This is a genomic window from Paenibacillus sp. A14, assembly GCF_036864815.1.
GTDB classification, from domain to species: Bacteria; Bacillota; Bacilli; order Paenibacillales; family Paenibacillaceae; genus Fontibacillus; species Fontibacillus sanfengchensis.
This window is the reverse complement of sequence record NZ_JBAGJD010000001.1, coordinates 96,337-119,556: the sequence shown is the minus strand read 5'-3', so window position 1 is coordinate 119,556 and position 23,220 is coordinate 96,337. Positions and strand designations below refer to the sequence as shown.

At 53.7% G+C, this 23,220-nt stretch carries 21 protein-coding genes; 19 read left to right on the top strand and 2 right to left on the bottom strand.

The annotated features are described in order from the left end of the window. The first annotated feature begins 180 nt into the window (after window positions 1–180). From mutL to glnA, 12 genes are all read left to right on the top strand, one after another. A complete protein-coding gene (gene mutL / locus V4U88_RS00600) occupies window positions 181–2,232 on the top strand; it encodes a DNA mismatch repair endonuclease MutL (RefSeq protein ID WP_334071278.1) in 2,052 nt (683 codons plus the stop codon). A gap of 17 nt (window positions 2,233–2,249) precedes the next feature. After that, window positions 2,250–3,026, top strand: coding sequence for a class I SAM-dependent methyltransferase (locus V4U88_RS00595; RefSeq protein ID WP_334071277.1), 777 nt, complete (start codon window positions 2,250–2,252; stop codon window positions 3,024–3,026). After that, the gene (gene miaA, locus V4U88_RS00590) at window positions 3,019–3,993 is read left to right on the top strand and encodes a tRNA (adenosine(37)-N6)-dimethylallyltransferase MiaA (protein ID WP_334071276.1); all 975 of its coding nucleotides are present in this window, start codon (window positions 3,019–3,021) and stop codon (window positions 3,991–3,993) included. The genes V4U88_RS00595 and miaA overlap by 8 nt, the downstream gene beginning before the upstream one ends. Window positions 3,994–4,018: 25 nt before the next feature. Continuing rightward, window positions 4,019–4,258, top strand: a complete 240-nt coding sequence (hfq, locus tag V4U88_RS00585) for an RNA chaperone Hfq (RefSeq protein WP_334071275.1) — start codon at window positions 4,019–4,021, stop codon at window positions 4,256–4,258. A gap of 157 nt (window positions 4,259–4,415) precedes the next feature. Continuing rightward, window positions 4,416–7,088 (top strand): transglycosylase domain-containing protein, encoded by a 2,673-nt coding sequence (locus V4U88_RS00580; protein ID WP_334071274.1) that lies wholly within the window; start codon window positions 4,416–4,418, stop codon window positions 7,086–7,088. Between the two features lie 138 nt (window positions 7,089–7,226). Next, window positions 7,227–7,802, top strand: a complete 576-nt coding sequence (locus V4U88_RS00575) for a DUF402 domain-containing protein (protein WP_334071273.1) — start codon at window positions 7,227–7,229, stop codon at window positions 7,800–7,802. Continuing rightward, entirely contained in the window at window positions 7,789–8,463 is a 675-nt protein-coding gene (locus V4U88_RS00570) for a YdcF family protein (RefSeq protein ID WP_334071272.1), read from the top strand. The genes V4U88_RS00575 and V4U88_RS00570 overlap by 14 nt, the downstream gene beginning before the upstream one ends. 146 nt (window positions 8,464–8,609) lie before the next feature. Then, complete coding sequence (locus V4U88_RS00565; RefSeq protein ID WP_334071271.1) at window positions 8,610–9,587, top strand: AAA family ATPase; 978 nt, start codon at window positions 8,610–8,612, stop codon at window positions 9,585–9,587. Between the two features lie 13 nt (window positions 9,588–9,600). Next, on the top strand, window positions 9,601–10,914 hold the full coding sequence (gene hflX / locus V4U88_RS00560; protein ID WP_334071270.1) for a GTPase HflX: 1,314 nt from the start codon (window positions 9,601–9,603) through the stop codon (window positions 10,912–10,914). Between the two features lie 29 nt (window positions 10,915–10,943). Next, window positions 10,944–12,197 (top strand): methionine gamma-lyase family protein, encoded by a 1,254-nt coding sequence (locus tag V4U88_RS00555; protein ID WP_334071269.1) that lies wholly within the window; start codon window positions 10,944–10,946, stop codon window positions 12,195–12,197. A gap of 110 nt (window positions 12,198–12,307) precedes the next feature. Then, complete coding sequence (locus V4U88_RS00550) at window positions 12,308–12,718, top strand: MerR family transcriptional regulator (protein WP_148452392.1); 411 nt, start codon at window positions 12,308–12,310, stop codon at window positions 12,716–12,718. A gap of 18 nt (window positions 12,719–12,736) precedes the next feature. Beyond that, window positions 12,737–14,065, top strand: a complete 1,329-nt coding sequence (gene glnA, locus V4U88_RS00545; protein WP_334071268.1) for a type I glutamate--ammonia ligase — start codon at window positions 12,737–12,739, stop codon at window positions 14,063–14,065. A gap of 334 nt (window positions 14,066–14,399) precedes the next feature. On the opposite strand, the gene lexA is transcribed toward glnA, so the two are convergent. Beyond that, the gene (gene lexA / locus V4U88_RS00540) at window positions 14,400–15,026 is read right to left on the bottom strand and encodes a transcriptional repressor LexA (protein WP_334072034.1); all 627 of its coding nucleotides are present in this window, start codon (window positions 15,024–15,026) and stop codon (window positions 14,400–14,402) included. Between the two features lie 286 nt (window positions 15,027–15,312). On the opposite strand from lexA, the gene V4U88_RS00535 reads away from it, so the two are divergent. The 5 genes from V4U88_RS00535 (at window position 15,313) to V4U88_RS00515 (ending at window position 17,775) form a co-directional block, all read left to right on the top strand. Next, complete coding sequence (locus V4U88_RS00535; protein WP_334071267.1) at window positions 15,313–15,570, top strand: LysM peptidoglycan-binding domain-containing protein; 258 nt, start codon at window positions 15,313–15,315, stop codon at window positions 15,568–15,570. Window positions 15,571–15,701: 131 nt separating this feature from the next. After that, window positions 15,702–15,875 carry a DUF896 domain-containing protein gene (locus tag V4U88_RS00530; RefSeq protein WP_334071266.1) on the top strand — a complete coding sequence of 58 codons (174 nt, stop codon included), beginning with the start codon at window positions 15,702–15,704 and terminating at the stop codon, window positions 15,873–15,875. Between the two features lie 51 nt (window positions 15,876–15,926). Then, on the top strand, window positions 15,927–16,460 hold the full coding sequence (locus V4U88_RS00525) for a hypothetical protein (RefSeq protein WP_334071265.1): 534 nt from the start codon (window positions 15,927–15,929) through the stop codon (window positions 16,458–16,460). 59 nt (window positions 16,461–16,519) lie between these two features. Beyond that, the gene (locus V4U88_RS00520) at window positions 16,520–17,314 is read left to right on the top strand and encodes an HAD family hydrolase (RefSeq protein ID WP_334071264.1); all 795 of its coding nucleotides are present in this window, start codon (window positions 16,520–16,522) and stop codon (window positions 17,312–17,314) included. Between the two features lie 38 nt (window positions 17,315–17,352). Then, window positions 17,353–17,775, top strand: a complete 423-nt coding sequence (locus tag V4U88_RS00515) for a FixH family protein (RefSeq protein ID WP_334071263.1) — start codon at window positions 17,353–17,355, stop codon at window positions 17,773–17,775. Window positions 17,776–17,838: 63 nt separating this feature from the next. Here V4U88_RS00515 and V4U88_RS00510 read toward each other — a convergent pair whose 3' ends face one another. Then, on the bottom strand, window positions 17,839–18,378 hold the full coding sequence (locus V4U88_RS00510; RefSeq protein ID WP_334071262.1) for a 1,2-dihydroxy-3-keto-5-methylthiopentene dioxygenase: 540 nt from the start codon (window positions 18,376–18,378) through the stop codon (window positions 17,839–17,841). Window positions 18,379–18,569: 191 nt separating this feature from the next. Here V4U88_RS00510 and metH point away from each other — a divergent pair, with 191 nt between their 5' ends. Further along, on the top strand, window positions 18,570–22,007 hold the full coding sequence (metH, locus tag V4U88_RS00505) for a methionine synthase (RefSeq protein WP_334071261.1): 3,438 nt from the start codon (window positions 18,570–18,572) through the stop codon (window positions 22,005–22,007). A 121-nt stretch (window positions 22,008–22,128) separates the two neighbouring features. After that, window positions 22,129–23,061: a ribonuclease Z gene (gene rnz, locus V4U88_RS00500; protein WP_334071260.1), complete on the top strand. Its 933-nt coding sequence runs from the start codon at window positions 22,129–22,131 to the stop codon at window positions 23,059–23,061. Window positions 23,062–23,220 lie beyond the last annotated feature (159 nt).

The window sequence follows — 23,220 nt, the reverse complement described above, 5'->3', positions numbered from 1 at the left end:
TCAGCGGCTTTGCGGTAAAAAACGAAAATAAGCGCTGTAGCTTCCGTTAAAAGCCGGATGGGTGTTTTTTTTGCACAAATAGCGGCTGCTGCGTCCGTTACATTTCAAGAAGAGCATCCCGTTACTCGGGAGCCAGGAAAAATCGGTAAATCGAGCAGCTGAGCAAGGGAGGGACGAGCTGTGGCAAAAATCACGATATTGGACGAGCATATCGCCAACCAGATCGCCGCGGGGGAAGTGGTCGAACGTCCGTCTTCGGTCGTCAAGGAGCTGGTGGAAAATGCGGTGGACGCCGGTGCGACCAAAATCGAAGTCCAGGTTGAAGAAGGGGGGCTTGAACTGATCCGGGTGACGGATAACGGTTCGGGGATCGAGCCCGAGGATTGCGAGACCGCTTTTTACCGGCATGCCACCAGCAAGATTACGGCCGGGCGGGATCTATTCCAAATTCGCAGCCTGGGCTTCCGGGGGGAGGCTTTACCGAGTATCGCCGCGGTGGCCAAGGTCCGGCTGGTCTCCTCCAGCGATGACAGCGGTTTGGGCCGGGTGATCGCGATCGAGGGCGGAACGCTTAAAGAAAATGAAGATACGGCGGCTCCCCAAGGGACGGAAATTACGGTTAGGGAATTATTTTACAATACCCCGGCAAGGCTGAAATATATGAAGACGATCCAGACGGAGCTCGGCCACGTCTCTGACGTGATGTACCGTCAAGCGCTGGCCCACCCGGAGATCGCCTTTTCGCTCAAACACAACGGGAACGTGCTGTTGCAAAGCCAGGGGGGCGGGGATCTTTTGCAGGTCATCGCCTCCATCTACGGCATCAATACGTCGAAATCGATGATTCCGCTCGCGGCCGAAAATCCGGATTACCGAATTTCCGGGTTCATCGGGTTGCCGGAGCTGACCCGTTCCAACCGGAGCGCCATGTCCACGATCGTCAACGGGCGCTATATCCGCAACCAGGGTTTGCACCAGGCGATTCTTCGGGCATATCATACGCTGTTGCCGATCAATCGTTATCCGTTGGTCGTTATTTCGCTGGATATGCATCCTTCGCTGGTTGACGTGAACGTGCATCCCGCGAAGCTTGAGGTGCGGTTCAGCAAGGAAGCGGAGCTTAACGCGTTCCTCGAAGAGAGCATCCGCGCCGTGCTGTCGGAGCAGGTGCTTATTCCGCAGGTGGTCAAGCAGCAGCTCGGGAAGTCTGGCTCCGGTTCCGTGATTCAGGAGCAATTTCACTTCCCGGCGGCCCGGCGGGACGCCGCCGCGACGTGGCCCGCGGAACCCGGCGTTGGCCAGCCCGGCGGGGCCATGTCAGCCGCGGCCGAGGCGGGCACGCCCGCCGGAGCGGCCCAGGGGCCTGGCGCGCCGCCGCCGGGCGACGCCTACGCCGCGCCGGCGCGGCCGGTTGCGGGCGCGGCCGGCGGCTCCGCGCTGCGCGAGCAGGCCGCGGCCTACGGCGGAGCGGCCGCCGCTCCGCCGCGCACCGGCGCCTATGCGCCGCCAGAGCCGCCGCGCCAGGCCCCGGCCGCGGGCCAGCCCGGCGTCCGTGCGCCGCAGAGCGGCTACGCCGCTGCCGGCAGGCCTGCGGCCGGGGCGGTGCCGGAGGCGCTGTACGGCGCTCCGGACCAGGCGCCCGAGCTGCCGGCATTTCCCGAGCTGTCGCTGATCGGACAGCATCATGGCACGTATTTGATCGCCCAGAATGAACAAGGGCTCTATCTCGTTGACCAGCACGCCGCCCATGAGCGGGTGAATTACGAATATTACTATGAAAAATTCGGTAACCCGGCGGATGCCTCGCAAGAGCTGCTGCTTCCGATCACGCTGGAATTCACGCCTGCCGAAAGCGAGAAGCTGAAAGAACGGCTGTCGTGGTTTGAGCGGGCCGGCGTTATCCTGGAGCATTTCGGCGGCGGGACGTTCCGGGTCGTCTCCTGCCCGTACTGGTTCCCGCAAGGGGAGGAAGCCGAAATCATCCGGGAAATGGCGGAATGGGTGCTCAGCGAGCGGGCCATCGATTTGGCCAAGCTGCGCGAAAAATCCTCTATCCTCGTCTCCTGCAAGGCTTCCATCAAGGCGAACCAGAAACTGACGACCGAAGAGGCGGATACGCTCTTGCAGCGGCTGTCGGCCTGCAAGCAGCCGTACACTTGTCCGCACGGCCGGCCGATTATTGTATCCTTTTCCAATTACGATCTGGAAAAGCTGTTTAAACGGGTGATGTGAACGGAGGAAAGAGAATTGTGATCATAACGACAGGAGATCATCCCGCGCGCGAGGCGGTTTCCAGGGCTGCCGCTCTCGCGGCTCTGGCGGGTGTGCCCTACATTCCGCGGAACCGGACATCGCTATCCAGGCTGTCCGCCCGCCACGGGGACCAGGACATTCTGGTCATTCTGGAAGGCGGGGCGCGGCTTTATCGGCCGGAACAGGAAGAAATGAAGTTTCATCCCAGTATGGCTTTCGTCAGGGCCAAGCGATTGCTGAGGGGCGAGAGTGATCCGATGCTGGAAGCGGCCCGGGTTCGTCCGGGCGATACGATCATCGACTGCACCGCCGGTCTCGGCGCCGATGCGGCCGTGTTCGCCCTCGGCGCCGGAACCGAGGGAAGCGTCCTGGGGCTGGAGGATTCGCTTCCGTTGTGGAGTTTGCTGCACGAAGGTTTTGCTTACTACATATCCGGGGTAAAAGAATTTGACGAGGCCTTGCGGCGCGTCACTATCAAGCGGGCCGAGCATCTTGAGGTGCTGAGGGGGCTGCCCGACAAAAGCGCTGACGTGGTTTACTTCGACCCGATGTTCCGCGACCCGGTGCAAGAATCGTCAGCCATCTCGCCGCTTCGCGCTTATGCGAACAATAACAGCCTGGATGCCGAGGCGATCCGGCAGGCCTGCCGGGTTGCTCGCAGAACGGTGGTCCTCAAGGAGAAGAAAGGAAGCGGCGAATTTGAGCGTCTCGGTTTCGAAACGCAGTCCCGCTCCCATACCAAAATTGCCTACGGAGTGATTTCGCTTGACTAATCATGAAAAACCGAAGCTGCTGGTATTGGTCGGCCCGACCGCCGTCGGCAAAACGAAGCTGAGCATCGAGATCGCCAAGGCGTTCTCCTGCGAAATTATCTCCGGCGACTCCATGCAGGTGTACCGGGGAATGGATATCGGAACGGCCAAAATCCGCCCCGAGGAAATGGACGGCGTTCCTCACCACTTGATCGATGTGTTGGAACCGGACGAGGCTTTTTCCGTGGCGCGCTTTCAGGAGGAATGCCGGTCGCTCATCCCGCAGATTCATGGCCGAGGACATCTGCCGTTCATCGTCGGGGGAACGGGGCTCTATGTCGAATCCGTCTGCTACGAATTCCAATTTACGGAAGCGGGGGCCGATGAGGCGTTTCGTGCGGAGCAGCAGCGGCTGGCCGATGAACAGGGGCCCGAGGCGCTTCATGCCAAACTTGCGGCCATCGACCCCGAAACGGCGGGAAGGCTGCATCCGAACGATGTGCGCCGGGTGATTCGCGCCCTAGAGGTCTACCATATGACCGGAGAACCGCTGTCCGCCAGTCTGGCGCGGCAGAGCAGGCAATCTCCCTATGACCTTTGTCTGGTCGGTTTGACAATGGACCGCCAAATGCTTTATAACCGTATTGAACAGCGTATCGACGAAATGATGGCTTCGGGGTTGGTCGAAGAAGTACGAGAACTTCTGGACCGGGGATACACCACAGAGTTGGTATCGATGCAGGGGCTTGGATACAAGGAGATCGCCGAGCACCTCGTGGACGGTGTTCCGCTGGGCGTCGCGGTGGACAACTTGAAGCGGGATACCCGTCGTTTCGCGAAAAGGCAGCTTTCCTGGTTCCGCCATATGAAGGATATTTCCTGGGTGGATGTGGGCGACGGCACAAATTTTTCCGCGAATTTTGAGGCCGTACGTGCTATAATAGCAGGAAAGTTTTCAACTGATCTTGAATATAATTCTAAACACTAATTGATTCCTATTGGGGGTACGGCGAATGAACAAGTCCATTAATATCCAGGATACATGTCTGAATCAAATGCGTAAAGAGAGCATCCCGGTCACGGTCTTCTTGATCAACGGGTTCCAGATCAGAGGGACGATTAAAGCGTTTGATAACTATATTATCGTGATCGACAGTGACGGCCGCCAGCAAATGGTGTACAAGCATGCGATCTCCACGTTCCAGCCTCAGCGCAATGTTTCGCTTATGCAGGATTCCCAGAATGAGGGGTAAGTCCGAGTTGAAACTTTTTTGATTGCAGCACGTTTAATGGTATAGGAAATGAAGCGGAGCAACCTGAAGATAGGTTGTTCTTTTCTTTCCGGGCCCAAACCGGCAGCGGCCCTATTATACAGATAGAGATAGAGACGGGAAGAAGGGAGTCAAAACCATGTCTACCAATAGACCCTCCAGATTGGAGCGGAGCAGCAAACCTTCTGCGAAACCGGGAGCGAAGAAACCTGGGAAGAAGAAAAAAAAGATTACGCCCAAGCGCTTGCTGTGGACCGCGTTTTTCACGATTGCTTTTGCCATATTTTGCGGGACTGCGGGCTTTATGTACATCACGGTTAGCGGTGAGAAAATTCTCAACGAAAACAGAGACAAACTGGTTATTTATGAAACGTCGAAAGTATATGATCGTACCGGCAAGCTGATGGGGGAGTTGTCCATCGAAAAAAGCGAACCGGTTGATAAAATTCCTGATTTGGTCAAAAAAGCATTTGTCGCTACCGAGGATAGACGGTTTTATGAGCATAACGGGGTAGATCTGTGGTCCATCAGCCGTGCGGCGGTCAAGGATATTATGGCCAGATCCCTGGTAGAAGGCGGCAGTACGATTACTCAGCAGCTCGCAAAAAACATGTTCCTTGACTTCGATAAGACGTTTTTCCGTAAAGCAACCGAAATGTCTATCGCTATGGCCCTGGAACGCCATAATACAAAAGATGAAATCATTACGCTCTATCTCAACCGGATCTTTTTCGGTCAAAGAGCCTACGGCATTAAAGCGGCTTCCCAGCGTTATTTCGGCAAAGGTAACCTGGAAGATCTGAAGTTATGGGAAATAGCCACCCTTGCGGCCATCCCGAAGGGACCGTCCAAGTACAATCCGGTCAGTAACCCGGAATTGTCGAAGCAACGGCGCTCCGTGGTGCTTGACTTAATGTACGAGGAAGGCTATATCACCGCCGCAGAGCGGGACGAGGCGAAGGCAGTGGATTACACTTATGAGCCACCGGCTAAAAATGACAGTTATCAGGCCTTTAAAGATTACGTAATTAACGAAGCCGAGGAGAAATTCGGTCTTACCGAGGACCAGTTGAACCGCGGCGGTTACAAAATTTACACAACGATGGACGCCCAGGCGCAAAAAGCGGTTGAGAAGGCGTTTGCCAACAACGACTTTTTTGAAAAGAGCAAGGATGAGCAGCAGGTTCAGGGTTCAATCGTCATTATGAACCATGAGAACGGCAGTCTGGTTGCGCTGCTTGGCGGACGCGATTATGAACGGAAAGGGTTCAGCCGTCTGGACAGCCGGCGTCAGCCGGGATCCTCGTTTAAACCGATCGTTTCCTACGCGCCGGCTCTGGAAAGCGGCAAGTTTACTCCGACTTCGCTGCTGAGCAATGAGAAACAGTGCTTTGGAGACTATTGTCCGAAGAACTTGCATGGTTACTCCAAAACGATCGACATGACGACCGCGCTGACGAAATCGGAGAATATTCCGGCCGTTTGGCTCCTAAACGAGGTCGGTGTGGGAACGGGCGTCAAGTATGCCCAGGAAATGGGCATTAAAATGGACGAGAACGACCGCAACCTGGCTATTGCTTTGGGTGGTCTGACCCATGGGACAAATACGCTGGAGATGGCGGGGGCTTTTAGTGTGTTCGGCAACGGCGGGCAATACAACGAGCCTTACTCGATCAAATCTATCGTGGATCATGACGGTAAGGAAAGATACAGACATGATTCGAAGGCCAAAAGGGTGCTCAGTGAGCAAACGGCTTACCAAATGACACAAATGCTGCAAAATGTCGTTAACGACGGAACGGGGAAACGCGCCAGACTGAACCGGCCTGTAGCGGGTAAGACGGGGACGACCCAGCACGGGATCAAGGGCCTCCGAAGCAGCAAAAACCGGGACGTCTGGTTTGTGGGTTACACGCCGGAATGGACGGCGGCGATCTGGATGGGGTACGATAAACCGGACAAAAACCACCTGCTGAACGGCAGCAGCGGTCAGGCGGCCGCGTTATTCTCGGCGGTGATGACCGAGGCGCTCGAAGGCGTACCGGTGAAGGACTTCCCGGTTCCGAAAAATTTGAAGAAGGAAGAACCGCCTAAACAGGAAGAAGCAGCGGTTACGAAGCCCGCGAATCTCTCGGCGACGTACAGTCCGGAGACCGGGGTAGTCACGCTGAACTGGACGGGTGTCAGCACCGAGGGCGCAGTGTACCGGATTTACCGCCGCGAGGCCTCGGAAGCCGACTTTTCTCTTTATATGGAAGCGGCGGCTCCCGGTGCGGAGGATATCGGGGTAACGGCAGGCGGCAGTTACGAATACTACGTAAAAGCCTATGATGCGGTCAACAATGTTGAAAGCGATCCTTCCAATATTACTCAGATCATGATTGAAGCCGAGGAGCCGCCGATGGATGACATCGATCCCGGACAGGGTGACGTTGGCGGAACCGATGGGTCCGGCAACGGGGGCGCAGTTCCCGGCCAAGGAGGAAATGGCGGCCAGGATGGCGATCAAGGAACTCTGCCTCCGGGGAATGGCGGCGATGGAGGCCCAGGCTCAGGAAACAACGGCGGAGGAAACAGCGGAAATGGTCAAGGCAACGGGGGGCAGGCCGGGAACGGCGGCGGAAACGGCAGCGGAAACGGCGGCAGCAACGGCTCCGGAAACGGCCAAGATGGAGTGACCCCTGACGGGGCGGGGAACGGCAACGCCGGATCTTCCGGGTCCGGTCTTCCGCCGGATGAGAACGGAGACAGCATCACCGGGGGGGACATCTCCGATCCGGCCGGCAACAACGGCACGAACAGCGGTTTTTAAGATCAGATTTAGGCCGGTCTTTCAACACTTTGGTTGAAAGACCGGCTTTTTTTATGAATTATTTTAAAATTTCATTTTTGAGACTCCCTTTTAAATGTGATAAGCTGAATGTACATTGTGTTGAAAGGGAACTTACTTATGAAGCGAAAATTCGGAGACCGCGCGAATTGGCGCCGTGTGACGCAGCGGCAGTTCAAATCCAGGTATGTGAACAGCGATATGTTTACCGGTTATGTCACGATGTACAGTATTCACGAATTAAAGGACCCGCTTTGGAAGACGTACGGAGGGCATACGTTCCGGATCGCCGATAAAGGGTACACTTGGCTGCAGTATTACCCGAAGGGCGCGCATTACGTAGTGACCGCCATGTTTGACGACCAGGGCGAAATCGTGGAATGGTATATCGATGTCTGCAAAATCCAAGGGGTGACGGATCAGGGCGTACCTTGGTTTGATGATTTGTATTTGGATATCGTCGTCTTAAAGAACGGAGAGGTATTTCTTTTGGATGAGGATGAGCTGGACGATGCGCTCACCCGGGGGTACATCACGGTGCGTGATTACGATATGGCGATGGAGACGGCCCGCGAAGTGTTGCATTCAATTCGGGAACATCGCTTTCCTTATTTTTCAATGTCGCTTGAGCACTATCGCACCGGTTTCGTCCTGAACGACTCCATGCGGCCGGGAGGTAAGCATGACACGATATAACGGGCATATGACGGGGCTTAACCTGGGTACGAAGAAGAAGAGGGGCCGCAGGATTTGGTTTTGGCTGCTTGCTTTTTGTGCAGCGGCCGTAATCGGCTGGATTCTCTTTTGTTTGGCCCAGATCGGCAGTGTGGAGCGGAATCCGGCCGCATATCGAACGTATGACGAACCGGCGGATGTCGGCATCGTGCTCGGTGCGTCGATGTGGGGCGATGCTCCCAGTCCCGGATTAAAAGAACGGCTGGAACGTGCCTTGAGCGACTATAAGGCCGGCAAGTTTCGTGTGTTTATTTTGACGGGAGGCCTGGATCGTCCGGATTATCATTACACCGAGGCGGAGGGAATGGCCAATTATTTGGAAGCCAAAGGGGTCCCGCGTTCGGATATGCTCTTGGAAAATCAGGCGACGAGCACATATGAGAATTTGAGGTACAGCCAGGATCTGATGCAAGAGAAGGGGTATGATTCCGCGGTCATTGTCACGCATACGTATCACGGCAACCGGGCGCTTGAAGTCGCCGAAATGCTGGATTATCGCAATCCCGGGCTGTCGCTGACCGAAACGAGTGTGCTGAAACCAACGCAAACGACGTTGCGTGAGGTATTGGCGTATAGCAAATGGAAACTGGATCAGCTGCTTCTTTACCTGGGGTGGTTATAGAAAAAAGGGAAAACTTCTAATAACGGAGCGGGAGAGAGAATACATTTAAGAAGAGTTTGCCGTCTCCCGGCGATAACGCTTGTTCAATCGTCACAAGTATCGCGTTTGTACGGACTTGAACAACTCCGATAAGAGGTGATCCATACATGTCAGGGCGTGTAATGGCGAGAAGCGGTTCTTCCGAGGACAGACCTTCCCGACAAATCAATGTCATTCTGCGCAGCTCCGAGCCTCCCGTGGTCTCCCAAAGCTCCGCGGAGAGCGAAGCTGCGGCCGGGGTTAAAAGTTTACCCCATCAAGGGCTTTTTGCCGACTTGCAAAAGGAAATGAACGGATTGGTCGGGCTCGAACATGTCAAAGAGCTGATGTACGAAATTTTTGCTTTGCTTCAAGTAGCGGCCATGCGTTCCGAAGCGGGGTTATTATCCGGAGCCCAGGTCTATCATATGGTGTTTAAAGGCAATCCGGGAACGGGAAAGACGACGGTGGCCCGGATTGTGGCCAAGATGTTTCAGAAAATGGGCGTTTTGAACAAAGGGCATTTGATCGAGGTCGAACGCGCCGACCTGGTTGGCGAATACATCGGCCATACGGCGCAAAAAACTCGCGATTTGGTCAAGAAAGCGCTCGGCGGGATACTGTTCATCGATGAAGCGTACAGCCTGGCGCGCGGCGGGGAGAAGGACTTCGGCAAGGAAGCGATCGACACGCTGGTCAAAGCGATGGAGGATCAGAAGAATCAATTTATCTTGATCCTCGCTGGATACTCGGAAGAAATGGATTTCTTCCTGGCGACGAATCCGGGACTGCCTTCACGCTTTCCGATTCAGCTCGATTTCCCGGACTATACGATCGATCAATTGATTCAGATCGCCGAGGGGATGGTCAAAGAGCGTGATTATATTTTGATGCCGCAGGCGATACTCAAATTACAGCAGCATTTGTTACGCGAAAAATGTGAGAGCGAGCACCTGTTCAGCAACGCCAGGCATGTGCGCAACATTATCGAACGTTCGATTCGCCAGCAAGCCGTGCGTTTGCTAAATCAATATACCAGCGGTTCGCCGGGCAAATTGGAACTGATGACCATTCGCACGGAGGATTTGAGGCTGGATAAGAAGTAAGGAGCCGTGAACGATGACAAAAACACCCTACGAGACACAGACCCTGGTGCCTGACCGGGCCGTTGTGGTCAGCCTGATTACACAACGGACCAGAGAGGAAGGGGTCAATCCGGACTATTCGCTGGAGGAACTTGTTCAGCTTGCCGATACCGCAGGGGTGGAAGTCACGGATCGGGTGGTGCAGCATCGTGAGAAGCCGGACCCGCGTTTTTGTCTCGGCAAGGGAAAAGTACTGGAGCTGCGCTGGCTTCTGCAGGAACATCAAGCCAATACGGCGATTTTCGACCAGGAGCTTTCCGGTGCGCAGGTGCGCAATCTCGAGGAGATGCTGGATGTCAAAATTATTGACCGGACCCAGCTGATCCTCGATATTTTTGCCCAACGCGCCAAAACGCGGGAAGGAATCATTCAGGTAGAACTCGCCCAGTTGACGTATTTGCTGCCGCGTTTATCCGGGCAGGGCAAAAATTTGTCGCGGCTGGGCGGCGGCATCGGCACGCGCGGTCCCGGCGAGAGCAAGCTCGAGACCGACCGGCGCCATATCCGCCGGCGGATTGGCGAGCTGAAGCGACAGCTGGCGGAAGTGACGCGGCACCGCAAATTGCATCGGAAGCGGAGGCAGGAGAACGGCGTCGTCCAACTGGCGCTCGTTGGTTATACTAATGCGGGGAAATCAACGCTGCTTCGCGCTTTGACCGCCGCCGACGTGCTGGTAGAGAACCGGCTGTTCGCCACGCTGGACCCTACCTCGCGGATCATGAGGCTGCCGGGCGGCAAAGAGGTGGTATTAACGGATACGGTCGGCTTTATTCAGCATCTTCCGCATGATCTGGTTGCCGCTTTCCGGGCGACGTTGGAAGAGGCGAATGAAGCCGATCTGATTGTGCATGTCGTGGACGCCTCGTCCGAAGCACGATTGGAGCAAATGGCGGTGGTGGACCGGATTTTGGAGGAGTTGGGGGCCGGGAACAAACCTAGACTCGTATTGTATAACAAAATTGACCTGTGCGAGCCTGAGCAATTGGAGATGCTGCCGGCCGTCAAGGATGCGCTGAAAATCAGCGCCTTGAATGAGAATGACATGGAACGGATCGGTGAAGCGGTCCAGCAATTCCTATCCGGCGGGATGCGTTCTTTCCGCATTCCCGCTCGGCGCGGAGATTTGACCCCCATTGTATACAAAATCGGGGATGTGGTTTCGCAGCGATGCGAGGAAGAGGACATGATTTATTCGGTGAATGTGAATTTGGAGGATTTTCAAAAATACGGGTACCTCCTCGCTCCTTACACCATCCCGACACATGAATGTCCGATAAATGAGAGATAAAGTTACTTAAGGGGAGAGGTAGAGTCATCATGGCGGTTTTTGCGGAAAAAATAGTTCAATGGATTGAAGCGGCAGAGCAGCGGGTTGAGTTAAAATACCGGGAGATTGACCGGATCGTCGATCGCAACCAGTGGAAGGTCATCGAAGCGTTCCAAAAGTACCAAGTGAGCGATTTCCATTTTGCCGGATCGACCGGATATGCCTATAATGATCGGGGGCGCGAGGTGCTGGACCTTGTCTACGCGGAAGTGTTTGGCGCCGAGGCCGCGCTGGTGCGTCCGCATTTCGCGTCGGGGACCCATACGATCGCGACGGCGCTTTTCGGGATGCTAAGACCTGGCGACGAACTGCTGTACATTACCGGTCGCCCGTACGACACGCTGCATAAGGTCATTGGGAAACCGGGGGATGGGACGGGCTCATTGCGGGATTTTGGAATTCATTACGATGAAGCCGCCCTTTTGCCCGATGGATCGGTCGATTGGGAAGCCGTCGCCGCCAAGGTGAACGAAAGGACCCGGGTCATCGGCATCCAGCGTTCCCGGGGTTACGATTGGAGAGATTCTTTTACGGTGGAACAGATCGGCGAAATGGTCAGCAAGGTAAAAGCGCTGAAGCCGGATTGTCTCGTGTTTGTGGACAACTGCTACGGCGAGTTTACCGAAGAATTGGAACCGACCCAGGTTGGGGCGGATCTGATCGCGGGCTCATTGATCAAAAATCCGGGGGGTGGACTGGCCGAAACCGGCGGATACATTTGCGGACGAGCCGAGTTGGTACAGCGGGCGGCTTACCGGCTGACGGCGCCGGGAATCGGTGCCGAGGTGGGCGCGATGCTGGGGACGACCCGGGCAATCTATCAGGGGTTGTTTCTGGCTCCTACCACGGTGGGACAGGCCTTGAAAGGCAGCGTCCTGGCGGCGGCCGTGTTCGAACAGGCCGGCTTTGAAAGCCGGCCCGGATGGAACGCCAAAAGGAGTGATCTGATTCAGGCTATCGCCTTCAGCGGTCCGGAACAGCTGATCGCCTTTGTACAGGGGATTCAGCGCGCCGCCGCCGTGGACGGACACGTCGTTCCCGAAGCGTGGGACATGCCGGGGTATGAACACCCCGTTATTATGGCGGCTGGGACCTTCATCCAGGGCGGAAGTCTGGAACTTTCGGCGGATGCTCCGATTCGCGAGCCCTATATAGCGTATATGCAGGGCGGCTTAACCTACTCTCATGTGAAATTCGGTCTACTAACGGCACTGCAGACGATGCTGGAGCGGGACCTCATATAGTTGACATGCAGCCCAAACATCTCTGTAAGTATTTCTAACATATCTATTGACATGTTAGGATAGTTGACATAGAATAGATCCATGATTAATTTACTGGAAGGTTGAGAGCGATGAGTGACGAAATTCGCAGAAACATGGCCTTGTTTCCGATCGGTATCGTTATGAAGTTAACGGATTTGACGGCTAGACAAATTCGTTATTACGAACAGCATCAGCTGATCGTACCCGCCCGGACTTCGGGGAATCAACGGTTATTCTCCTTCAATGACGTCGAGCGGTTGCTTGAGATCAAGGGCTTGATCGACAAAGGCGTAAACATTGCCGGGATCAAGCAGGTCATGAATCCGATGAATAAGGATTCCGGAGAAGCTACGATCATCACGAAAGATACGGAAGAGAAACGAAAAGAAATGACAGATTCACAGCTTTATCGTATGCTGAAACAGCAGCTCATCACTGGGAAAAGACCGGGTCAGGTTTCTTTGATCCAAGGCGAGCTGTCCCGCTTTTTCAAAATATAAACGTAGGGAGAGGTTATCTTGAGTTACTCAAAAGAAGACATTTTACGTATCGCCAAAGAAGAAAATGTTCGTTTTATCCGATTGCAATTTACCGACCTGCTGGGAACGATCAAGAACGTGGAAATTCCCGTCAGCCAATTGGAGAAGGCGCTTGATAACAAGATGATGTTCGACGGTTCGTCCATCGAAGGCTATGTGCGGATTGAAGAATCCGACATGTATCTCTTTCCTGACCTGGATACTTGGGTTATCTTCCCATGGGTTGCCGAAGATCGCGTAGCCCGTTTAATTTGTGACGTATATATGCCTGACGGCACGCCGTTCGCCGGGGATCCTCGCGGTATTCTTAAGCGTGTGCTGAAGGAAGCCGAAGAGTTGGGTTATACGTCGATGAACGTCGGTCCGGAACCGGAGTTCTTCCTGTTCAAAACCGACGAAAAGGGCAACCCGACGATGGAATTAAACGACCAAGGCGGTTATTTCGATTTGGCTCCTACGGATCTCGGGGAGAATTGCCGCCGCGAAATCGTTTTGACTCTGGAGGAAATGGGCTTTGAAATCGAAGCTTCCCACCATGAAGTGGCGCCGGGTCAGCACGAAATCGACTTTAAATATGCCGACGCCATCAAGGCGGCGGACCAAATTCAAACCTTTAAGCTCGTGGTAAAGACGATTGCGCGTCAGCATGGCCTGCATGCGACATTTATGCCGAAGCCGTTGTTCGGCGTGAACGGTTCCGGGATGCATTGTCACCAGTCGTTGTTCCGGGATGACGTCAACGCTTTCTATGACGAGAGCGACACACTCGGCCTGAGCAAGGAAGCCCGTCATTACATGGCCGGGATCTTGAAGCACGCCCGCGCTTTTGCCGCCGTCACGAACCCGACCGTGAACTCGTATAAACGTCTGGTTCCAGGTTACGAAGCACCTTGCTATGTGGCATGGTCTTCCAGCAACCGCAGCCCAATGATCCGGATTCCGGCCTCCCGCGGCCTCAGCACGCGCGTCGAAGTCCGCAACCCGGACCCGGCCGCAAACCCTTATCTGGCACTGGCGGTTATGCTCAAAGCCGGCCTGGACGGCATCAAGAACGAACTGCCGCTCGTGGATCCGGTAGACCGGAACATCTATGTGATGTCCGAAGAAGAGCGTGTGGAAGAAGGCATTCCAAGCTTGCCATCCGACTTGAAGGAAGCGCTCGGCGAGTTGATCCGCAGCGAGATCATCACCGATGCCCTCGGCGACCATGCGTTGACTCATTTCTATGAACTGAAAGAAATCGAGTGGGACATGTTCCGCACGCAAGTCCATCAATGGGAACGCGATCAGTACATGACATTGTATTAATAGGAAGAGCCCTTGGTGCTTAGGCATCAGGGGCTTTTTTTATGAGACTGGATTGTGGTTTTCCGCCAATATGTGCATTCCATGACGGGACGACTGATGAAAATCAGGCTTTTGGGCATGCTAACGCCAAGGAGCTGATACGACATGGTGTTCGCATTGAAAAAATACCATCGGCGCAGACTGTGGTTGAAGCGAATTTGGCGGGAAGAGCGGTCCGGAATGAAACGTTATTTACCGCAGGACGATCTAACGAACGTATAGGCAACTTATTGCAAAATGAAAAGAGGCTGCCCAGGGAAAGGGAGCCTCTTCATCATGCGAATTAGGGAATAGATTAGTGCAGGTCGCGGAATAAACCGACGACTTTGCCGAGAATAACGACATTCTTGAGCCGAATCGGCTCCATTGTCGAGTTCTCAGGTTGAAGGCGGATGTGATCCTTTTCTTTATAAAAAGTCTTCACCGTAGCCTCATCATCTTCCGTCATAGCCACGACGATATCGCCGTTGTTGGCCGTCTGCTGTTGGCGAACGATCACATAATCCCCGTTATGAATACCTGCTTCAATCATACTTTCCCCGACAACGGAAAGCATAAAGATCTCACCGTCTGAAGAATAATGCTGCGGGAGAGGGAAGTAGTCCTCGATGTTCTCCGTTGCCGTAATCGGCATGCCGGCGGTAACCTTGCCGACGACCGGAACCCGGGTCACGCTGTGCGCGAACATGCCGAGCGATTCCGATTCTTCCTGCCCCAGCAATTCGATGGCCCGAGGCTTGGTGGGATCCCGGCGGATAAAGCCCTTCTTCTCCAAACGGTCGAGGTGGCCGTGCACGGTCGAGCTGGAGGCTAGTCCGACGGCTTCTCCGATCTCACGTACTGAAGGAGGGTAACCCTTCATCCGAACTTCATTGCGTATAAATTCCAAAATAGCCTGTTGTCGGCTGGAAACCTTGGACATAACGATCATCAACCCCATTAGTAACGTTTGGAAAAATTATAACATAGAACTGTCGTTCGTACAAACATAAGTTCTAAAGCTTTCTAATATATGCGAACAATTGTTCTGAAAAACTATTGAAACAAACAAGTGTTCGTGTTATATTGAGATCAAGAGATAAGAACATTTGTTTGGGGAGTGATTCGATATGCCAAGATACACTACATACCAAAGTATTTATAATAAGCCGGTTGCCCGTTCGTGGAGGCATGTTCCCGGTTTTTCTCCGGAATGGAGCAAAAGCGTAATGAAGATTGCGTTTCTGTTGATTCTTTTGACGATGACCGGCACCGGAGTGGTTACCGCCTTTGCCGCAGCAAATGATGGAGGGTCCCATGTCAAGGAAACCGTCATTGTTACCCCTGGAGACACGCTATGGGAAATCGCGGTTGATCATAAGCCCCGCGGAAAGGATACCCGTGTGTATGTGGAGGCTATTAAACGGGTGAACGGTTTATCCGTAAGCGATATTCATCCTGGGGACACACTGGTTTTGCCGGATTGAACACGCCTATATATATGAAGAAACTGAAAGAGCTTGGATTCGGGGGCCGCTGCCTTGACAAGCTCTTTTTCTCATGTCAAAGTAAGAATTGTTGCTTATAGAATATGGATGATCAGACAGGAGGAAATGTAGTGGATATAGATACACTGGTGAAACGGATCAATGAATTGGCCCGCAAAAACAAAACGGTGGGCTTAACGGAGGATGAGAAGCTGGAACGGGCACAGCTCCGGGAAACTTATTTGCAGAACATCCGGAACAACTTCCGTCAACAGCTTGAATCCATCGAAATCGTGGATAAATAACGCCGGCCGCAAGGTTCGGCTTACATAACATTAGGTGTAGGAGGAAATTTCATGGCTTCGTTTGACAGGAAAGTGGAACGTAATCGGGTTCGCATGAACAAGAAAGGAAAGGGGCCGAGCCGGATCGGCGGCGGGGGGCAGGATCCCCGGTATTCGTTAGGCGCCAAGGGGGAAGGAGAGGTTTTTAGAGGAAGAAACATTCTTCTTCCGGCAGCTCTGGTCTTGCTTGCCCTTCTGTATGCCGTGGTCGGGTTGATCGGTAATGCCTCGGAAGTCAACTCGGTTTTGTTTTGGCTCACGATCGTACTTTATCTGATCCTGGCGTTGACGATTTTTCTCAGGAAGCCGTATTTGCGAATTCATAAAGGCTGGCTGTATACGTCCAAATTTAACCGCGACCGCACTCTGGAAGCAAACAACATCAGCAAAATAAAGGTAGGCCGCGGCAAAATCACGATTACTCCGAAGAGTAAAGACGTCAATTGGGTGTTCCACCGCGTCCGCAACCGTTTTGACACGGAGGCGATGGGAGAACATCTGGAGCAATATGCGAAAGTACACCATGTTTCCTTTGAGAAGGAATAAGGGTTAGTATAGATTGAAATTGAGGTTGTCAATATTTTGGGGGAGTGTGTGTGTGAACTATGACTATCAAGGCCGTATGTTTTGATCTGGATGACACTTTGTTGTGGGATGAGCGCAGTATTAAAGAATCTTTTGAAGCGACTTGCCTGAAAGCGGGAGAAGCGGTGGGGATCGATCCTGAGAAGCTCGAGGAATCGGTGCGCAAGGAAGCCAGAGAGTTGTACGCGTCTTATGAAACCTATCCGTTTACCAAAATGATCGGGATCAATCCGTTTGAGGGATTGTGGGCGACCTTCTCGGCAGGGGAACAGCCGGAATTCCGCCAACTGGAACAACTAGCCCCCGTTTACCAGAAGGAATCCTGGCTCCGCGGTTTAAAGTCGCTCGGTGTGGAGGACGAGGCGCTCGCTGGGGAGCTGGCAGCGCAGTTCGGCCGGGAACGCCGTTCCCGGCCCCATGTTTACGAAGAGACTTTTCGCATTCTCGGCGAATTGAAGGGCAAGGTCAAGCTTCTCTTATTGACCAACGGATGTCCCGCCCTGCAACAAGAGAAGCTTGACGGTGTTCCGGAACTGTCGCCTTATTTCAATGAAATTATCATTTCCGGATCGTTTGGAAAAGGAAAGCCGGATTCGGCCATTTTCCACCATGCGCTGGAACGGTTGGGGGTGGAACCGGAGGAAAGCTTGATGGTCGGCGACAAGTTGACGACCGACATCTGCGGCGGGCTTAGCGTGGGAATGATCACGGTATGGGTTAACCGGCACAGACGCAGCCGGAACGATGAAATTGTACCGGATTTTGAAATCAAACATCTTGCGGAGCTGCATGACATTATCGCGAAATATGCTTGAGCGTTGGAGACGGAACAAGTAGTAGGGAGGTAAACGCCATGAACAAAAAGAACGGTTTGTGGATCATCGGTTTGACCCTGCTGTTTGCGGTGCTTTTAAGCGGATGCGGCAATCCTAAGGGGACGGACCACCACATTGCGGCCGATGCCAATATGCTTGAGCCGATAAAGGTGGAGCTTCGGGTGAATCCCGCGGAAGTTACCGCAGGAAAGCCTGTAAGGTTCGAAGCCAAGGTTACCCACCAGGGTCAGAATGTCGATGATGCGAAAGAAGTTATGTTTGAGTACTGGAAGGACGGTTCACCGGAAGATGAGCACAGTAAGGAAGTAGTTGCTGGCTCGGGCGACGGGCTTTACGTATTGGAGAAGACGTTCGAAGAACCGGGAACGTACCATGTCATTTCCCATGTGACCGCTCGTGATCAGCATTCCATGCCTTCCGAGGGATTTACGATTAAATAACGATACTCAAAAACAAGGCTGCTCCCGTTATGGAAGCAGCCTTGTTTGCATTTTTAGATGGATTTACTTTTGAAAGGAAGGATCCTCATAAGGGTGGGCGATCCAACCGTCTTCCTCCACAAAGAGGCGGACGGCCACAACTTTGCGTTCATCGGTTAGGGTAAAGAAATGCGGTGTGTTTTCCGGTACGGAAATCAAATCGCCCGGTACGAGATTAACGTCAAAGTAACCGGTTTGTTCGTCGCCTTTGATGATGAAAGTGCCGGCTCCGGATATGATCGCCCGGATCTCATCTTCCGAATGGGTATGGATTTGCTCGAATTTGGCCAACAATTCTTCGATGTTTGGCGTCGCTTCCGACAGGGTGATGACGTCCCAGGTCCGGTAGCCGCGGCGGGCGGCGAGTTCCTGAATTTCGGACTGATAGGCTTCCAGGACGGCTGCTTTTTGCTCGTCGCTCAGCGAAAAGTTCTCGCGCAGTTCTTGCGGGAGTTTTTTCGTATCCCAATGCTCATAAATTACTTCATATTTATCCAGAAAATCACGAACTTTTTCTTCTCCTGAAATAATTTCGTTCGTCTTTCTTATTCTTATTTCGGCCATAGGATTACCCCGCTTTCTAAATAGTTTGATTGAATTATAGCTGAAAGAGGCGCTGTTGTCGACCCTTTCTTTTCATTATAAAAAGGGATTGATCCAGGGAGAACGCGGGTTAGCAATTTTGTAATCTCCCTTTCCTTGGACGCTTTAATCTGTTAAACTAATTCTTAACGTTTTACGGGAGGGAACAGATCATGAGTAAACCAAGCTTGGAATCTTTAATAAAAGAACGAATATTGATCCTTGATGGAGCGATGGGAACCATGATCCAGCAAGTGGACCTCAAGGCTGATGATTTTGGAGGAGAGGAACTGGACGGCTGTAATGAAATTTTGGTGCTTACCCGTCCGGATGTCATACAAACGATTCATGAGCAGTATCTGGAAGCGGGGGCCGATCTGATTGAGACCAATACGTTCGGCGCGACTTCCGTGGTACTGGCTGAATATGATCTACAGGACCGGGCGCGGGAGATCAACCTGGCGGCCGCGCGCTTGGCAGTTTCCGCAGCGGAGAAATACAGCACGCCGGACAAGCCGCGATATGTCGTAGGCGCTATCGGCCCGACGACGAAGACGCTGTCGGTGACCGGTGGCGTTACATTTGATGAATTAACGGCCAGCTATGAGGAACAAGCCGTGGCTTTGATCGATGCGGGAGTCGATGCGCTGATGCTGGAAACCTCGCAGGACACGCTGAACGTCAAAGCGGGAAGCATCGGGATCAACCGGGCCTACGAGACCACCGGCAAAAAACTCCCGCTGATGATTTCGGGGACGATCGAGCCGATGGGAACGACGCTTGCGGGTCAGAACATCGAATCCTTCTATATTTCTCTGGAGCATCTTAACCCGATATCCGTCGGACTTAACTGCGCTACGGGCCCGGAATTTATGCGGGACCATATCCGGACGCTTTCGGAGATGGCGAAGGCGGGCGTCAGCTGCCACCCGAATGCCGGTCTCCCGGACGAAAACGGGAATTACCATGAGTCGCCCGATTCGCTTGCCCAGAAGATGGCCGCTTTCGCGGAGCAGGGCTGGCTCAATATCGCCGGCGGCTGCTGCGGGACTACACCGGCCCACATAGCGGCGCTAGCGGAAAAAATGAGGCAATATCGTCCCCGTGAAATCGAAGGGATCCATCCGCCGGCGATTTCCGGGATTGAGCCGGTCTATATCGAGTCGGCCAACCGGCCGTATATGGTCGGGGAGAGAACGAATGTTCTCGGATCGAGAAAATTTAAGCGGCTAATCGTGGAAGGGAAATACGAGGAAGCATCGGAAATCGCGCGTGCCCAAGTCAAAAACGGAGCGCAGGTGATCGACGTATGCGTGCAGGATCCGGACCGTGACGAAGCGGAGGATATCAAGTTGTTCCTGGAGCTGGTCGTCAAAAAGGTCAAGGTTCCGCTGATGATCGATACGACAGACCCGCAAGTACTCGATTTGGCGCTCAGCTATTGCCAAGGCAAATCGATTATTAACTCCATTAACCTTGAAGACGGTGAAGAGAAGTTTGAAAAAGTAACACCGCTGATTCACAAATACGGGGCCGCGGTCGTCGTAGGGACCATCGATGAGCGGGGGCAGGCGATCACGCGCGAAGACAAACTGGAAGTGGCGAAACGCTCGCATGATCTGCTGGTGAACAATTACGGGCTGAATTCCGAGGATTTGATCTTCGATCCGCTTGTTTTCCCGGTCGGCACCGGCGATGAGCAGTACATCGGTTCGGCCAAGGAAACGATCGAAGGGATTCGCCTGATTAAAGAGGCACTGCCTTCCTGCCATACGGTGCTCGGCGTCAGCAACGTGTCCTTCGGTCTGCCGGAAGCCGGGCGTGAGGTCCTTAACTCCGTCTTCCTATATGAGTGCACCAAAGCGGGGCTCGACTATGCGATCGTGAACACCGAGAAGGTGGAGCGCTATGCCTCCATTCCGGAAGAGGAACGGCGGCTGGCCGAAGAGCTGATTTACAACACCAATGATGAGACATTGGCCGCATTCGTTGCGGCGTTCCGAAACAAAAAGGTGGAGAAGCAGGAAAAAGCGGTGCATCTCTCCCTGGAAGAACGGCTTGCTTCCTACGTCGTGGAAGGAACGAAAGACGGGCTGATCCCGGACTTGGAAGAAGCCCTAAAAAAATACAGTGCTCTGGAAATTATTAACGGGCCGTTGATGGCGGGGATGGAAGAGGTCGGCCGCCTGTTCAACAATAACGAGCTGATCGTGGCCGAGGTGCTGCAAAGCGCGGAAGTCATGAAAGCTTCGGTGGCCTTCCTGGAGCCGTTCATGGAAAAGAACGAATCCTCCGTTAAAGGGAAAATATTGCTGGCGACCGTTAAGGGCGATGTTCACGACATCGGAAAAAATCTGGTGGAGATCATCTTGGCCAATAACGGTTACAAAATTGTGAATTTGGGTATAAAAGTACCACCGGAGCGCATTATCGAAGCGTGTCGGGAAGAGCTTCCGGACGCGGTAGGTTTGTCGGGGCTGCTGGTCAAGTCGGCGCAGCAGATGGTCACCACGGCTCAGGATTTGCGCAATGCGGGAATTGACGTGCCGATCCTCGTCGGCGGCGCCGCTTTAACCCGCAAATTTACCAGAACCCGGATACGCCCGGAGTATAACGGTCTGGTTGTTTACGCCAAGGACGCGATGGACGGGCTGGATCTGGCCAATAAGCTGATGGATCCGTCGCACCGTGAAGTAATCCGGAAAGACATCGAGGCGGAAAAGGAAGCCGATGCACAAGCCGCTCCTGCGGCACCGATGCCGGAATTAAGCCGGGCGGTCCGCTCGAATATCTCGACCGATGCTCCTGTGTTTATTCCGCCGGACCTGGACAGGCATGTGTTGCGGGATTACCCGATCAATCATATTATTCCGTATATTAATATGCAGATGCTGCTCGGCCATCATCTGGGCCTGCGCGGTTCGGTGGACCAACTGCTCGCTCAAGGGGACGAGAAGGCCGTCCAGCTTAAGGAGACGGTGGACGAAATTCTGCGGGATGCCGCCGGGAAAGGGATCATCCGGGCCCAGGCGATGTATCGTTTCTTCCCGGCCCAATCGTCGGGGAACGATATTATCATTTACGATCCGGCAGACTTTACCCGGGTACTCAAAACGTTCACATTCCCAAGACAGCGTGTAGAACCGTTTCTCTGTCTTTCGGACTTCCTAAAATCCGTAGAGAGCGGTATGATGGACTATGTCGGGTTCCTTGTGGTCACCGCAGGCCAGGGAGTGCGGGAACTGTCGGAAGAGTGGAAAGCCAAGGGGGATTACCTGCGGTCGCATGCCCTTCAGTCGGTGGCGCTGGAAACGGCCGAGGCCTTGGCGGAACGCGTTCATCATATTATGCGCGATATATGGGGATTCCCGGATCCGCCGGAAATGACGATGAAGCAGCGCCATGGCGCCAGATACCAAGGGATTCGTGTATCTTATGGATACCCGGCTTGCCCGGATCTCGAATACCAGCAGCCGCTGTTTGAATTGATGAAGCCTGAAGATATCGGGATTCAGCTGACGGAAGGCTTTATGATGGAGCCGGAAGCCTCGGTGTCGGCGATGGTATTCGCCCATCCGCAAGCGCAGTATTTTAACGTGGATAAAGCTTAAACACCCCAGTCTGCAAACCCTCCGAGTTTTCGGAGGGTTTTGGCGATTGACGATGGAATAGACCTATAGATGGAGGGCTGGGGCAGACCAACGGATTAGCGTCCGGTTAGGAGGTAATGCGATGGAGTTATATTTTATGGGAACCAATGCCGGAGTACCTTCGCTGGAAAGAAACGTCTCTTCGCTTGCGCTGCGGCTGCTGGATGAACGGCGTTCCTTTTGGCTGTTTGACTGCGGGGAGGGGACCCAGCATCAAATTCTCCGTTCACCTTTGAAGCTAAGCAAGCTGGAATGTATTTTTATCACTCATTTACACGGGGATCATCTCTTTGGCCTGCCGGGATTGCTGTCCAGCAGAGCTTATCAGGGCGGCGATACTCCTTTAATATTGTATGGCCCGCCGGGGTTGAAGCAATTCGTTCAAATGGCGCTCGGCCTTAGCGAATCGCGAATCAACTACAAGCTGGAGATTGTGGAGCATGAAGGCGGGCGACTGTTTGAGGACGAAACGTTCCGGGTGGAAGCCGCCAAGCTGGATCACCGGATTCCGAGTTACGGGTACCGGGTGATCGAGAAGGACCTTCCCGGCAAGCTGGATATCGATTTGCTCCGACAATACGGCATTCAACCCGGTCCCTTATTCGGCAAGCTGAAAAAGGGCGAGAGCGTAACGACGCCCGAAGGCAGGATTATAGAACCTGCGGAGGTACTCGGCCGTCCCAAATCGGGGAGAGTTGTCACCATTCTGGGCGATACCCGGCCCTGTCCGGCTGTAGTTCCTCTGGCGGAAGGAGCGGATGCGCTCGTGCATGAGGCCACGTTTATGCATGATCTGGCTGAAACGGCATTCACCTATCATCACAGTACGGCCAGACAAGCCGCGGAGGCCGCCAAACAAGCCGGGGCGAAAAATCTGTACCTGACTCATTTCAGTTCGCGCTATAAGTATGAGAACCAGCTTCAGGAGCTGCAGCAGGAGGCACAGGCGGTGTTTCCGAATGCGCATCTCGCCAGGGAACACGAATTGTACCCGGTCAAAAGAGGCGGGGAATAAGGAGCTGCGCCTGTTTTATTTTCCGGGAAAGCGCAGGAAATGACAGGCGGTTGCAAACTTTGATAGCGTGAAAGCCTTGTTATTTGGGCATCTTCGATCCCGTTCGACGGGAGTTGGCAAGGGTGACTGGGCATTTGACGGAAAACCTGCGGAAGCGCC